The 13040-nt window shown below is 73.9% G+C and carries 14 protein-coding genes; 10 read left to right on the forward strand and 4 right to left on the reverse strand.

Features of this window, described 5'->3' with window-relative positions; translation table 11 throughout:
- Nucleotides 1-47: 47 nt before the first annotated feature.
- From ACS04_RS16795 to ACS04_RS16830, 8 genes are read left to right on the forward strand one after another with little or no spacing between them, the layout of a single operon-like run.
- Complete coding sequence (locus tag ACS04_RS16795) at nt 48-1913, forward strand: WD40 repeat domain-containing protein (RefSeq protein ID WP_048477437.1); 1866 nt, start codon at nt 48-50, stop codon at nt 1911-1913.
- Nucleotides 1910-2671, forward strand: a complete 762-nt coding sequence (locus tag ACS04_RS16800; protein WP_078864865.1) for a GTP cyclohydrolase II — start codon at nt 1910-1912, stop codon at nt 2669-2671. Before ACS04_RS16795 ends, ACS04_RS16800 begins: the two co-directional genes overlap by 4 nt.
- Nucleotides 2668-3645, forward strand: a complete 978-nt coding sequence (locus ACS04_RS16805) for a formylglycine-generating enzyme family protein (RefSeq protein WP_048477438.1) — start codon at nt 2668-2670, stop codon at nt 3643-3645. The genes ACS04_RS16800 and ACS04_RS16805 overlap by 4 nt, the downstream gene beginning before the upstream one ends.
- Entirely contained in the window at nt 3642-4793 is a 1152-nt protein-coding gene (locus tag ACS04_RS35300) for a pyridoxal-phosphate dependent enzyme (RefSeq protein WP_053080801.1), read from the forward strand. The genes ACS04_RS16805 and ACS04_RS35300 overlap by 4 nt, the downstream gene beginning before the upstream one ends.
- Nucleotides 4777-5505, forward strand: coding sequence for a class I SAM-dependent methyltransferase (locus ACS04_RS16815; RefSeq protein WP_048477439.1), 729 nt, complete (start codon nt 4777-4779; stop codon nt 5503-5505). The genes ACS04_RS35300 and ACS04_RS16815 overlap by 17 nt, the downstream gene beginning before the upstream one ends.
- 38 nt (nt 5506-5543) lie before the next feature.
- The gene (locus tag ACS04_RS16820) at nt 5544-6563 is read left to right on the forward strand and encodes an isopenicillin N synthase family dioxygenase (RefSeq protein WP_053080802.1); all 1020 of its coding nucleotides are present in this window, start codon (nt 5544-5546) and stop codon (nt 6561-6563) included.
- Nucleotides 6560-7144 carry a serine O-acetyltransferase gene (locus tag ACS04_RS16825; RefSeq protein ID WP_048477440.1) on the forward strand — a complete coding sequence of 195 codons (585 nt, stop codon included), beginning with the start codon at nt 6560-6562 and terminating at the stop codon, nt 7142-7144. The genes ACS04_RS16820 and ACS04_RS16825 overlap by 4 nt, the downstream gene beginning before the upstream one ends.
- Nucleotides 7141-7452 carry a hypothetical protein gene (locus tag ACS04_RS16830; RefSeq protein WP_053080803.1) on the forward strand — a complete coding sequence of 104 codons (312 nt, stop codon included), beginning with the start codon at nt 7141-7143 and terminating at the stop codon, nt 7450-7452. Before ACS04_RS16825 ends, ACS04_RS16830 begins: the two co-directional genes overlap by 4 nt.
- Nucleotides 7453-7490: 38 nt before the next feature.
- Here ACS04_RS16830 and hemB read toward each other — a convergent pair whose 3' ends face one another.
- Nucleotides 7491-8492 carry a porphobilinogen synthase gene (gene hemB / locus ACS04_RS16835; RefSeq protein ID WP_030869723.1) on the reverse strand — a complete coding sequence of 334 codons (1002 nt, stop codon included), beginning with the start codon at nt 8490-8492 and terminating at the stop codon, nt 7491-7493.
- A 42-nt stretch (nt 8493-8534) separates the two neighbouring features.
- Complete coding sequence (locus ACS04_RS16840; protein ID WP_342449459.1) at nt 8535-8957, reverse strand: ATP-binding protein; 423 nt, start codon at nt 8955-8957, stop codon at nt 8535-8537.
- 151 nt (nt 8958-9108) lie between these two features.
- Here ACS04_RS16840 and ACS04_RS16845 point away from each other — a divergent pair, with 151 nt between their 5' ends.
- Together ACS04_RS16845 and ACS04_RS16850 are read left to right on the forward strand one after the other, a co-directional pair.
- Complete coding sequence (locus tag ACS04_RS16845; RefSeq protein ID WP_078864867.1) at nt 9109-9894, forward strand: helix-turn-helix domain-containing protein; 786 nt, start codon at nt 9109-9111, stop codon at nt 9892-9894.
- A complete protein-coding gene (locus ACS04_RS16850) occupies nt 9891-10136 on the forward strand; it encodes a DUF397 domain-containing protein (RefSeq protein WP_048477443.1) in 246 nt (81 codons plus the stop codon). The genes ACS04_RS16845 and ACS04_RS16850 overlap by 4 nt, the downstream gene beginning before the upstream one ends.
- Here the strand turns inward: ACS04_RS16850 and ACS04_RS16855 are convergent.
- Both ACS04_RS16855 and ACS04_RS16860 read right to left on the reverse strand, forming a co-directional pair.
- The gene (locus ACS04_RS16855) at nt 10114-11448 is read right to left on the reverse strand and encodes a HEAT repeat domain-containing protein (RefSeq protein ID WP_048477444.1); all 1335 of its coding nucleotides are present in this window, start codon (nt 11446-11448) and stop codon (nt 10114-10116) included. The genes ACS04_RS16850 and ACS04_RS16855 overlap by 23 nt on opposite strands.
- Nucleotides 11445-12923, reverse strand: a complete 1479-nt coding sequence (locus ACS04_RS16860) for a HEAT repeat domain-containing protein (protein ID WP_053080804.1) — start codon at nt 12921-12923, stop codon at nt 11445-11447. Before ACS04_RS16860 ends, ACS04_RS16855 begins: the two co-directional genes overlap by 4 nt.
- Nucleotides 12924-13040 lie beyond the last annotated feature (117 nt).

The raw sequence follows: 13040 nt of genomic DNA on the forward strand, positions 1-13040 counted from the left end.
CCCTGAAAACCGACCTTCCCGGCTCCGAAGCAAAGGACAGAGACAGCGTGCGCACCATCTCCATCCCGAAATCGGGGACCGGACATTCGGCCCCGATCACCCACGTGGCCTTCAGCCCGGACGGTTCCCGCCTCGCCACCTCGTCCTACGACGGCACCGTGATCGTCTGGAACACCGCCGATCCCGCCCGCCCCACCGAGACCGCGACGCTGCGCCACCGCCGCCTCGTCAACTCCTCGGCCTGGAACCCCGCCGACCCGACCCTGCTCGCGACGGCCTCCGCCGACAAGACGGTCGGCATCTGGCGCGTCCCCCAGGAGGGCCCGGCCACCCTGGTCAACGTCCTGGCCCGGCACACCGACGACATCAACTCGGTCGCCTGGCTGCCCGACGGCGAGCGCCTCATCTGCGTCTCCGAGGACGGCCGCGCCACCCTGTGGTCCGTCCTCGACGGCACCTTCCTCGCCGAGGTCGGCTCCCACGAGGCGCACTGCATGATGGTCTCCGTCAGCGCCGAGGGACTGGCCGCCACGGTCGGCGAGGACGGCCTGGTCGCCGTCAGCGACCCCGCCTCCGGCTCCGGCGCCGCACGCAAGCGCCACTACGACTCCTCCATCGAGGGCTGCGCCTGGTCCCGGGCCGGCGACCTCCTCGCCGTGGCCCGCGACGACGGCCGCGTCGACCTGCTGACCCGCGAGCTGGAGCACGTGCTGACCGTCGAGGTCTCCAGCTCCGCCGCCCGCGCCGTCGACTGGGCCGAGGACGACTCCGCGTTCGTCGTCGGCGCCTACGACGGCTCCCTGCACTGGTTCGACCGCTCCGGCGAGCGCCTGCACACCGTCGCCGACCTCCGCGTGTGGCCACGCTCCGTCGCCGCCGCCCGGGGTCTGGTCGCCGCGGGCTCCTTCCGCAACGCCCCGCACCTGTACGACATGGCCACCGCGGCCGAACTGTCCGGCCCCGAGCGCGCCACCCACGGCCCCAACGCCCTGGCCGCGCGCGGCGACGAGCTGCTCATCGGCGGGGACTCCGGCACCGTCTTCGCCGTCCGCATCGAGAACGGCGCCCAGAGCCGGGCCACCCCGATCGAGCTCACCGACGGCCCGATCCTGTCCCTCACCACCGACGGCGACACGATCTACGCCGGCACCTACTCCGGCCACGTCATCCGCTGGGACGGCACCCGCGCCTCCAGCGAGTGCCTCGGCGCACCCATCCCCTCCCTCACCGTCGACGGGGGCCGGCTGATCGCGGGCACCTACAACGGCGAGTTCCTCTTCGTCGACCCCGCCACGCTGCGGCTGGAGGAGCGCATCGAGGCCCACGGCGGCTCGGTGAAGTCCCTGGCCCCGATCCCCGGCGGCGGATTCCTGTCCGCCGCCACCGACCGGACCGTCGAGGCGGGCGGCGCACGCGGGCGCACCAAGCTGTGGGAGCACGGCAACCTCGTCAACGCGGTCGCCGGCCTGCACGGCCCCGAGGGCTCCGTCGTCGCCAGCGCCTCCCGCGACCACACCGTCAAGGTGGGCCGGGTAGCCCGTACCGGGGACGGCGGCTGGAGCACCGGCGCGCCGCAGACGCTGCTCGGCTCCGACGAGTCCGTCAAGTGCGTCTCGCTGCTGGGCGACACCGCCGGGCCCACCGTCCTCGCCGGCTCCTACGACTTCAACCTCTACTGCTGGCAGGTCGACTGGGCCGACTCGGCGGGCACCCTCGCCTCCGGCCGCGTCCTCGCCGGGTTCGCCCAGGGCCTGTCCTGCATGTTCCAGCTCGCCGACGGGCGCGTGGCCGTGGCCGGCTGGGACGGCCGGATCGTCTTCGTCGCCGTCGACGAGTACGGCGCCCACATCCAGCACACCCTCCACATCGACGACATCGCGCAGAGCGCCGACCGGAAGCAGGTGGCCGCATGACGACCTCGGCCCAGACACCGCACGCCGTCACGGACGCGCGGGCCGTGACGGACGCGCGAGCCGTCCCGGAAGCCGCGCTCGCGTCCGCGCCCGCCTCCGAGCCCGCGCCCGCCTCCGTCGCCACGTCCGTTCCCGGGCCGATCCCGGCGGTGGTCCGGGCCCGCGTGCCCGTCACGCTCTCCCGCGTCCAGGGCCGCAGCGCCGACCTGGTCACCTTCCACCACCTGCCCGACCCCGGCGAGCACTTCGCCGTCCTCGTACCCGCCTCCCCCACCGACACCGCGCCGCCGCTGGTGCGCCTGCACAGCGAATGCCTGACCGGCGACGTACTCGGCTCGGCCCGCTGCGACTGCGGCCCCCAGCTCGACGAGGCCCTGCGGGCCATCGCCGACCACGGCGGCGCCGTCCTCTACCTGCGCCAGGAAGGCCGCGGCATCGGGCTCTACAACAAGCTCGACACCTACGTCCTCCAGTCCCAGGACCACGACACCTTCGCCGCGAACCGCATGATCGGCCGCGGCGACGACGAGCGCGACTACGCGTCCGCCGCCGCGATGCTCCACGCCCTCGGCCTGACCCGGATCCGCCTGCTCACCAACAACCCCGACAAGGTGCGGGAGCTGCGCACGTACGGCATCGAGATCACCGAGGTGGTCCCCACCGGCGTGTACGTCACCGCGGAGAACTCCCGCTACCTGTCCGCCAAGGCCGAACTCGCCGGCCACACCATCGCCCTGCTCCAGGAGGCCGCGGCATGACCCTCTCACTCGAAGACCTCGCGGACTCCCCGCACTTCAAGGAGCACGCCGGCCTCGCCGACCCCGGCAGGCTGCACCCGGACCGGCTGCCCGGCACCACCGTGCAGGAGCTCGCCGCCGCCGTGGAGGACCCGCGGCTGCCGACCGCCGAGCGCCTCGCCGCCGGCCACGTCCTCGGCCTGCTCGGCGACCCCCGCATCCCCTCCCCCACCACCGGGGCGGGCCCCGCCACCCGCCACGTGCCCGGCGGCCGGATCCGCATCGGCCTCCCCGAGAACGAGACCGGGTACGTCACCAACGCCTGGGCGCACGTGGGCGTCGAGGAGTCCTGGATCCTCAAGGAGTGCCCCGAGCACACCGTGGACATCGCCGACTTCTGGATCGCCACGTACCCCGTCACCAACGGCGAGTACCGCGCCTTCCTCGCCGACACCGGCCTGGAGGAGCGCCCCACCACCTGGTACCTGGGCGCCTACCCCTGGGACCGCTCCAACCACCCGGTCGCCGGCATCCGCCCCGAGCACGCCGACGCCTACGCCGCCTGGCTCACCGAGCGCACCGGGCACCCGTGGCGGCTGCCCACCGAAGCCGAGTGGGAGCACGCCGCCAAGGGCCCCGACGGCCTGCCCTACCCCTGGCCCGGCGGCTTCGACCCGGAGGCCGCCAACACCCGCGAGTCCGGCGTGCACACCACCACCCCGGTCGGCGCGTTCCCGGCCGGCCGCTCCCCGTACGGCGTCCACGACATGGGCGGCAACGTCGAGGAGTTCACCGCCGACGAGTACGCCCCCTACCCGGACGGCCCCTACGTCGCCGACCACCTGGTGCAGTCCATGGGCAGCTACCGCATCGCCCGCGGCGGCTCCTTCTCCCGCTTCGGCGACCTGACCCGCACCCGGCGCCGCCACGGCGCCTTCCCCGGGCCGCTCTACCCCGTCGGCTTCCGCCTCGCCACCGGCGAGCGGCCCTCATGACCACCGCCCTGCGCCCCGGCGGGGGCCCGGCCCTCACGGCCCGCCCCGCCCCGGCGCCCCCCGCACCGGCGGCCCCCGCCCCGGCCGGCCCCGAACCGGCCCCTCCCGCACCCGCTTTCGCCGACATCAGACGGGTCCTGGCCGACCGGGCCCCGACCCTGGCCGACCTCACCCGCGCCTTCGCCCCGCTGGAGGCCGAGGCCCACCGGCTGCTGCCCCGGCTCGCCGCGCTGCGCCCGGGCATCGGGGACACCCCGCTCGTCCCGGTGCCCAGCCGGGCGGGCCGCGGCACGGTCTGGCTCAAGACGGAGGCCGCCAACGCCTCCGGCTCCGTCAAGTCCCGTACCGCGTACGGCCTGGTGTGCGCGGCCGTGGCCTCGGCGGGCTCCGCCCGGCTCCGGCTCGCCGAGTACTCGGGCGGCAGCCTCGCCGTCGCCCTGTCCGAGCTGTGCGCACAACTGGGTCTCGACCTGCACCTGGTGGTCCCGTACGGCGCCCCCGAGCGGCTCCTGGACCAGCTGCGCCGGGCCGGGGCCCGCACCACCACGGCCGCCGAGGGCACCGGCTTCCTCGGCGCGATGGACGAGGCGGTCCGCGTGGCCGAACGCGAGGACCGCCGGCTGCTGCTCCAGCACTGCGCGGCCGTGGGCGCCGCCCTGCACCGCGAGCACACCGGCGCGGAGATCATCGGCCAGCTTTCCGGCCACGGCGTCGAACCGGTCGCCCTGGCCGCGGCCGTCGGCACCGGCGGCAGCCTGGCCGGCACCGCCATGGCCCTCGCCGGCGCCTGGCCGCACTGCCGCCCCCTGGCCGTCTTCCCCGCCGAGGCCGTCTACGGGGACGAGCGCGCCCCCGGCGGCGCCCGCCGGATGAACGGAACGGGCGGGCTGGGCCACGGTCTGCGTCAGCCCGTGCTCGCCGCCTTTCCGCAGGACCACTTCGGTTTCACCGACGTCAGCTATCCGCAGGCCCTCCAGGCCATGCGCCACCTGCGTCGGGAACACGCCATCGCCGTATCGAGCAGTGGCGCGGGTGCATGGCTCGCCGCATCCGCGGAAGTCGACCAAGGCCCGAGAGGGCGCAACGCAGTCGCGGTCGTCGCAAGCCGCGGAACGATCGAGGAGTGGGAGCATGCCGCAGGATCATGACATCAAGGGACGCGGTGCACCCGCGGTCCTGACCGCCGGCGGCCGCAGCGCCGAGCACGCCGAGCGCAACTACTGCGGCTACCGCGAGGTCGTCCGCAACTCCTTCAAGCAGTGGTACAAGAACAACCGCGACTCCTGGTCGGGCACGAAGACCAACGACCGCGTCACGCACTTCGCGATCGCCGCCGCCCCCACGGACCAGCACCAGCCGGGCACCGGCCCGGCCCGCGTCCTGGACATCGGCTGCGGCCGCGGCCTGCAGACCGCCTCCCTCGCCGAATGGCTGGAGGCCGAGGTCACCGGCCTCGACCTGCTCGACGTATGGGACACCCCCCAGGTCAAGCACGGCTCGATCCGCTTCCACCAGGGCGACTTCCTGGCCTTCCAGGCCGAGGGCCTCGACCTGCTCGTCGACAACGGCTGCCTGCACCACCAGCGCCGCGAGGACTGGGCCCCCTGGGTGCAGCACGGCCGCGAGATGCTGCGCCCGGGCGGGGCCTGGGTCGTCAGCGTCTTCCTCAGCCCGGACGGGGAGATCACCCCGCACCCGCTCGCGGACGGGCGGCTGAACTGGTGGCTCACCGAGGAGCTCGTCACCGAGCTCTACGAGGCGAACGGCTTCCGCTTCACCGGCCGCCTGGAGATCGACCGCCACTTCGTCTACGAGGGCCACCAGCTCAAGTACCTGACCCTGTCCTTCGTCGCGGTCTGAGCGGCGCGCGAGGCGAGAAGAGAGAGGAGGGACCGGAGATGCTCAAGGAGATCGCACTCGGCGACCGGACCCCGGGCACGGCCGACGACCAGCACGTCCTCAGCGCCCTGCGCGACGGATTCTTCCTGGTGCGCAACACGGTGCCGGAGACCCTGCTGGACGAGGCGTACGCCATGCTCGGCGCGTTCTTCGAGCTGCCCGCCGAGGCCAAGGCGGACTGCCGGGTACCCGGCTCCAACGGGCAGTCCGGTTACCTCCCGCCCCTCGTCGAGCAGGGCGAGAAGGGCCGCGCCCCCGACTGGAAGGAGCTGTTCCACTGGGGCGCCCCGCTGCCCGCCGCCCACCCGCTGCGCGAGCGCTACCCCGCCCGCTACCCGCAGCCGTACTTCCCCGACCACCTGGTCCCCGGGATCGGCGCCGCCCTGGGCGAACTCCACCTGCGGATGGCCGCCTTCCAGCTCGACGTCGTCCGCCGGCTGGCCGGGGCGCTCGGCGCGGCCCCCGGCTACTTCGAGGAGATGCTGGAGGACGGCCCCGTCGTCAACCGGGCCACCTGGTACCCGCCGATGGAGCAGGCCCCCTCCGCCGACCACGTCTGGATGGTGGAGCACCAGGACTTCGACCTGATCACCGCCCTGCCCCGGGCCACCGCGGCCGGGCTCGAAGTCCTCATCGACGGCGAGTGGACCCCGGTCGAGGCACCGGACGGCTACACGGTCCTCAACGTCGGCATGGTCCTGGAACGGCTCACCGGCGGCCTGGCCCGCGCCGCCGTCCACCGCGTCGTCGCGGCCCCCGGACAGAGCGGCGGCCGGCTCTCCATCGTGCAGTTCTGCCACCCCACCCCGTGGACGGTGCTCTCCACGCTCCGCGGCGCCGCGACCGACGGCGAGCCCGACCGCTACCCGGCCCTGACCGCCCAGGACCTGTTCCAGCGCACCATGTACCGGATCAACCGGCTCGACTCCCAGCACACCAGGCACACCCGACACACCAAGCCCACCCGGCCCTCGCAGCACACCCGTCACACCCAGCACACCGCGGCGGGCCGGCCGTGAAGGGCGCCGAGCGCGCGACCCCGCGGCCGGTCCCCGTCCTGCGGCAGATCCGCGAGGACCTCGACACGGTCGTCGCCCGCGACCCCTCCCGCCCGCGCCTGCGCGACGCCCTGCTCCACTCGCCCTGGCACGGACTGGCCCTCCACCGGCTCGCGCACCGCCTCCACCTGCGCGACCACCGCTTCGCCGCCGGGCTGCTCACGCTCGCCGGCCGCCTGCTCTCCGGCATGGAGCTCCACCCCGGGGCGCGGATCGGCCGGCGGGCCTTCATCGACCACGGCTTCGGCGTGGTCATCGGCGAGACCGCCCGCGTCGGCGACGACGTGACGCTCTACCACGGGGTGACCCTCGGATCGCGCGGCTGGTCCCGCGCCCCCGAGCCCGGCGTACGCCGCCACCCCGTCATCGGCGACGACGTCCTGATCGGCGTCGGCGCCTCCGTACTCGGCCCGGTCACCATCGCCTCCGGCAACCGGATCCGCGCGCACTCCCTCATCCTGCGCGATCTCCCCGCCCCCGGCAGGGCGGTCCGCATCGACCCCGTCCGAGAAGCCGCCCACCATTCAAGGAGCACCGCATGACGCCGGCCACCCTCAGAGAGCGCACCCTCGAACTCGCCAAGGACCTCGACACGGGCGACTGGATGCCCACCGACCTGGAACGCGTCATCGCCCGGCGCCTGCTGACGGCCGCCGAGCCCGTCGGCTGCATCACCGAGCACGCCGTACGGGACGCCGTGTGGGAGGGCTCCGAACCACTGGCCCGGGTCAATGACGGCAGGCTCTCGCTCCTGCTCGCCGAGATCACGTACAGCCTCGCCGGAAACGGCCGCGACGCGGCGGGCCTGGCCTCGGCCCAGGCCCTGCTCGCGTCGGTCAACCGCCGCTAGGACGGGCCGGGGCTCCGGCGGAGCCCCGGCCCGGAAGGTCAGCGCGTCTCGCGCAGCCAGCCCGCGACCTCCGTCGCCCAGTACGTCAGGATCGTGTCGGCGCCGGCCCGCTTGATGCCCAGCAGGGTCTCCAGGATGGCCCGGTCGCGCTCGATCCAGCCCTTCTCCGCCGCCGCCTCGATCATCGCGAACTCGCCGCTGATCTGGTACGCGGCGACGGGTACGTCCACCGCCTGCGCGACCCGGTACAGGATGTCCAGGTACGGGCCGGCCGGCTTGACCATCACCATGTCCGCACCCTCCTCCAGGTCGAGCGCCAGCTCCCGCAGCGACTCACGCGCGTTCGCCGGGTCCTGCTGGTACGTCTTGCGGTCGCCCTGGAGGGAGGAGGCGACGGCCTCGCGGAACGGCCCGTAGAAGGCCGAGGTGTACTTCGCGGTGTACGCGAGGATCGAGACGTCCTCGTGCCCGGTCTCGTCGAGCGCGTCGCGGATCACGCCGACCTGGCCGTCCATCATGCCGCTCGGGCCCACCACGTGGACGCCCGCGTCGGCCTGGACCTGCGCCATCTCGGCGTACCGCTCCAGCGTGGCGTCGTTGTCGACGCGGCCGTGCTCATCGAGGACGCCGCAGTGCCCGTGGTCGGTGTACTCGTCCAGGCACAGGTCGGACATGATGACCAGGTCGTCGCCGACCTCCGCCTTCACGTCGCGGATGGCGACCTGGAGGATCCCGTCGGGCTCGGTGCCCGCCGTGCCGAGCGCGTCCTTGTTCTCGTCGGCCGGGACGCCGAAGAGCATGATCCCCGCGACACCCGCCTCGACGGCTTCGACGGCGGCCTTCCGCAGCGTGTCACGGGTGTGCTGGACGACCCCCGGCATCGCCGAGATCGCCAGCGGCTCGGAGATCCCCTCACGGACGAAGGCGGGCAGGATCAGGTCGGAGGGGTGCAGCCGGTTCTCCGCGACCATCCGCCGCATCGCCGGGGTGGTGCGCAGCCGGCGGGGCCGCGAGCCGGGGAAGGATCCGTACGCGCTCATACTCAGTCGCCTCTTCGAGCCTGGACAGCAGTCGCCTCCAGCCTAGGGGGTGCCGTGCAGGTGGCCCGTCAGGGGCAGCTCGCACCACACCACCTTTCCAGGCCGGCGCGGCCCGACCCCCCACCGCCCGGCGAGGGCCGCCACGAGCAGCAGCCCCCGCCCGCCCTCGGCCCCGGGATCCCGCTCCTTCACCTGAGGCAGACCACCCCCGCTGTCGGCCACCTCGACCCGGACGAGGTCGTCGAAGAGCAGCAGCCGAAGCCGGTAGTACCGGCCGGGCGGCACACCGTGCAGCAGGGCATTGGTGGCGAGCTCGCTCACGCAGAGCAACAGGTCGTCCCGGCGGCGTGTGACACCCCACGCATCAAGTGTCACCGCCGCGAACTCCCTGGTGGAGCCGATGGATTGGCGGCTGCGGGGGAAGTACCGCTCACGCAGCATGGCCGGATGGATTTCCACGTTCACGGGACGATCGTCGCGTTGCGTGACTAGCCTCTTGCAGTGCGATAACCCGTACCTGTCGTTCAGTACGGGTTGGTACGGGTAGTTCGCGTGCGGGGACGGGGAGTTCACGGTCATGCCACCACGGAAGAGGACACGGCCCAACGGCACGGCGATGAAGATGGTCGGCGAGCAGGTCGCCACCGCTCGCGTCGCCAAGGGGCTGACGCAGAGGGAGCTCGGCAAGCAGGTCGGACTCCAGGAGGAAAGCATCGCCTCCATCGAACAGGGCCGAAGGCCCCTGATGCCCGATGTCGCGGACGTCATGGACCGGGAGCTCGGACTCCCCGGCATCCTGGCCGTTGCCGCGCACAAGATGCCGCAGATCGATGTCATCCCGCCCTGGGCCGAGCCGCTGATCAATCTGGAGCAGAAGGCCCAAGCCATCTCCTCGTACGAGAACCAGGTAGTCCCCGGTCTTCTCCAGACTCCCGCCTACGCCAAAGCGGTCTTCCAGAGCCGGATACCGCTGTTCACGGCAGACGAAATCGCCGACCAGACCACGGCCCGCATCGACCGCCAAACCGCATTGCATCGCACCCAGCCCATGCTGGCGAGCTTTGTCATCTGGGAGCCAGTTCTACGGTGCCCGCTCGGGGGCCGTGAGGTGCACAACGAGCAGCTCCGTCATTTGGCGGACTGTGCCCGCCTCCCCGGTGTCACCATCCAGGTCCTGTCCCTGGGCCGCACCGCGCATCCATCGCTCGACGGCCCGTTCGTCCTTTTGGAAACCGCCGAACACCAGCACATCGCGTACCTCGAAACACACCGCGGCAGTCTGGTCCTCTCCGACCTCGATGAGGTCAGCATCCTGACTCAGAAGTATGCGATGCTGCGGACGCAGGCCCTCAACCCCGAGGAAACCAGGGACCTGTTGGACGAGCTGCTAGGAGATCCATGAGCATCCAACTCACGTGGTTCAAGTCCAGCTATAGCGGCAGCGAGGGCGGCAACTGCCTGGAAGTGGCCTACGCCTGGCACAAGTCCTCCTACAGCGGCAGCGAAGGCGGCGCCTGCGTCGAGGTGGCCACCTGCCCCTGCGCCGACACCGTCCACGTCCGTGACTCCAAGGTCGCCGACGGCCCGACCCTCGCCCTCGCCCCCGCCGCCTGGGCGGGGCTCACCGGCTGGGTTCGTTCCTGAACCTCCACCGCCACAAGCCGTCCGCCCGGGGGTCCGCCGCCAGTTCCGGGCCCAGCGGGCCCACCCGGGCGTACGCCTCCACCGTCCTCGGGTCGTCCCGCAGGGCCAAGCCGTAGGCGGCGCTGAGCCGTAGCTCCTGCTCTTCGGAGTCGAGGAGTTCCCACAGCGCCTCGGTGATCCGAGGCGAGCGGTCGGCGCCCCGGGCCGTGGCGAAGGCTGCACAGCTCCGAACCTCCGGATCACCGTCGCGGAGCAGGGCCAGCAGCACCGGCCGGTCCTCCTCCGACAGCTCCTCCCCGCCCAGCGCCTCGGCGGCAGCCGCCCGCACCCCGCCGTCGAGGTCCCGGCCGAGGTCCAGCACCACCCGCAGCGCCTCGGGATCCAGGGGGCGGGCGAAGAGCCGCGGCACCCGGCGCCGCACGCCGGGGTCCGGATGGCCGGTGTGGCGCAGCCCGGCTACCCGCGCCGCGGGGTGGTCGTCGGCTTCCAGGAGCCAGAGCAGCTGTGCCAGCACCCGGCCGTCCCGTTCCGTGTCCGCCCAGCCGCCCAGGAGCTCGGCCTGCTTCCCCTCGTACCAGCGGGCGTGACCGGTGACCGGGGACACCATCCAGCCCGGGCTCAGGAAGTCGGCGACGAACGCCCGGCACAGGGGCGCCGGGTCCCGGTGGAAGGCGACCACCTCCTGCCACGTCCACGCGCTCTGGCGCCGGCAGAGGACCGAGAGGGACGCCCACCAGTCGGCATGTTCGGGGTCCCCGTGCCGCACCGCGCGGGCCACCAGTTCCCCGACGGGGGCCAGGATCCGGCAATGCCACTCCAGCTGGGTCAGGACGGCCCCGTGCCCCGCCCGGACGGTCCGCCCGCCGAGGGCGACCTCCTCGACCCGGTGGCCCTCGGCGTCCCGCACCCACCGGACGTCCGCCGGGCCGTCGGCCCCCGTCAGCCGCCGCAGCTCGCCCTCCGCGCCCCGCTCGTACCACCACCTGGCGGTGACGATCAGCCGGTCCCGCTCCGCCTCGGGCAGCGGGGCGGGGCGCGCGTCCAAGAGCGCCGACACCACCGCCGGGGAGCCGCCCTCGACCGCCCGCAGCAGCGGGGTCGTACCGTCCGGCAGTGCCCGATCCGGGTCGGCGCCGCCCGCCACCAGGGCCTCGGCGACCTCGTACGCGAACGCGTCCACCGCCGCGCACAGCACCGGCAGCCCCTCCTCCCCCGCAGCCGCGGGATCGGCGCCCGCGCCGAGCAGGTCGCGTACCCGCTCGCCGTCCCCCGCGCGTACCGCCGCCACCAGTGCGGCGTCCCGCTCCGTCATCGCTTCCCCCCGTTGCGGCGGTGCCAGTCGTCCAGCGCGAACGACCGGTGGTCGGGCTGGTGGATGGGGCCGAGTTCCTCCACCCGCGCGTACGCCTGCGGCGTGTACGGGTGGTCCCGCCGGGCCAGACCGTAGGCGCCGATCAGGCGCAGGATGCGGTCGCCGGTGTCCAGGAGGGCCAGCAGGACCTCCGTGGCGTCCGCCGTGCGATCGCCGGATTCGGCCAGGACCTCCGCGGCTCCGCCGCGCACCGGACTGTGCGGATCGCGGGCCAGTCGGCGCACGACGGCCCGCGGCCCGTCCCGATCCTCGTCGCCCTCCCGCCCCTCCCGGCCCGCCGCGAGCAGGGCGCACGCGGCGCCGAAGCGGACCTCGTCGTCCGGGTCCCGTGTCAGGACGCCCAGTACGCCCGCCACCCGAGCCGTCAGGGGCCCGTCGTGCCGGCCGAGGCAGTCCGGCACCTTGCGGCGCACCCGGGGGTCGGGGTGGTCGGCGTACCGGAGGCCGACCGCCTCCAGCCGGGGGTGTTCCTCCGCGTGTTCGGTGAGGGCCCAGAGCAGCTGGGCGAGCACCACGGCGTCCGTCTCGGTCTCCGCCCAGGCGGCGAGGAGGTCGCGGTCGTCCTCGTGGTGCGGGTACGCGTCGGTGTCCGTGAAGGACGGGCGGGGCCCCAGCCAGTCCGCGGCGAACCGGCGGTGGTGCGGTGACGGGTGGTGGCGCAGGGCCGTGACCGTGTCCCGCGCCTCCTCCCCGGGGCGGTTGCGGAGGTCGAACAGGGACGCGGCCCAGTCCGCGTGCGCGGAGTCGGGGTGCCGGACGGCGCGCGCCACCAGCTCCGCCGGCGGGGCCGGGAGGCCGAACGCCGACTCCAGGGTGGTCAGGACGGCTCCGTGTCCGGCGCGGACGGTCCGCCCGCCCAGCGTGACCTGCTCGACCTCGCACCACTCGTCATCGACCGTGGCCGTCCGCGCCGGGCCCGTGGCTCCGGTGCGGCGGCGCAACTCCGCCTCCGCTCCCGTCTCGTACCAGTCCCGGGCCGCGGCGAGCAGCCGCTCGCGCACCGGCGGCGCCAGGCGCGCTCCCGGCGCCCGGAGGTCCCTGGACCACAGCAGCGCCGACACCACCGCCGGGGAGCCGCCCTCGACCGCCCGCAGCAGCGGGGTCGTACCGTCCGGCAGCCCCAGGTCCGGATCGGCCCCCGCCTCCACCAGAGCCGCGACGGTCTTGTACGCGAACGCCGCCACCGCCGCGCACAGGATCGGCACGCCGTCCGCATCCGCCGCGCCGGGATCGGCTCCGGCCCCCAGCAGGGCCCCGGCGATCTCCCCTTCGCCCGCGGCCACCGCCGCGCACAGCACCGGCAGCCCGTCCTCGCCGACCGCGTCGGGGTCGCTCCCCGCCCCCAGCAGGGCGTGGACCTCCGGGAGGTCCCCCGCCCGGACCGCCGCCACCAGCCGCGCGTCCCCGTCCGTCACCCGCTCCCCCGCATCCCCTGCCGTCCGGCCGTGATCCTTTCCGTACACGGGCGGGCCGCACAACGGGATTACGAAGCGCGAGGGGCCCGGGTGCGTGTGCACCCAGGCCCCTCCACC

Source organism: Streptomyces roseus (assembly GCF_001044425.1).
Taxonomy (GTDB): Bacteria; Actinomycetota; Actinomycetes; order Streptomycetales; family Streptomycetaceae; genus Streptomyces; species Streptomyces roseus.

Bases quoted from the DNA above. Each gene is read 5' to 3' on its own strand.
- ACS04_RS16800 (WP_078864865.1), top strand. From the start codon at position 1,910: ATGACGACCTCGGCCCAGACACCGCACGCCGTCACGGACGCGCGGGCC.
- ACS04_RS16805 (WP_048477438.1), top strand. From the start codon at position 2,668: ATGACCCTCTCACTCGAAGACCTCGCGGACTCCCCGCACTTCAAGGAG.
- ACS04_RS35300 (WP_053080801.1), top strand. From the start codon at position 3,642: ATGACCACCGCCCTGCGCCCCGGCGGGGGCCCGGCCCTCACGGCCCGC.
- ACS04_RS16815 (WP_048477439.1), top strand. From the start codon at position 4,777: ATGCCGCAGGATCATGACATCAAGGGACGCGGTGCACCCGCGGTCCTG.
- ACS04_RS16820 (WP_053080802.1), top strand. From the start codon at position 5,544: ATGCTCAAGGAGATCGCACTCGGCGACCGGACCCCGGGCACGGCCGAC.
- ACS04_RS16830 (WP_053080803.1), top strand. From the start codon at position 7,141: ATGACGCCGGCCACCCTCAGAGAGCGCACCCTCGAACTCGCCAAGGAC.
- hemB (WP_030869723.1), bottom strand. From the start codon at position 8,492: ATGAGCGCGTACGGATCCTTCCCCGGCTCGCGGCCCCGCCGGCTGCGC.
- ACS04_RS16845 (WP_078864867.1), top strand. From the start codon at position 9,109: ATGAAGATGGTCGGCGAGCAGGTCGCCACCGCTCGCGTCGCCAAGGGG.
- ACS04_RS16850 (WP_048477443.1), top strand. From the start codon at position 9,891: ATGAGCATCCAACTCACGTGGTTCAAGTCCAGCTATAGCGGCAGCGAG.
- ACS04_RS16855 (WP_048477444.1), bottom strand. From the start codon at position 11,448: ATGACGGAGCGGGACGCCGCACTGGTGGCGGCGGTACGCGCGGGGGAC.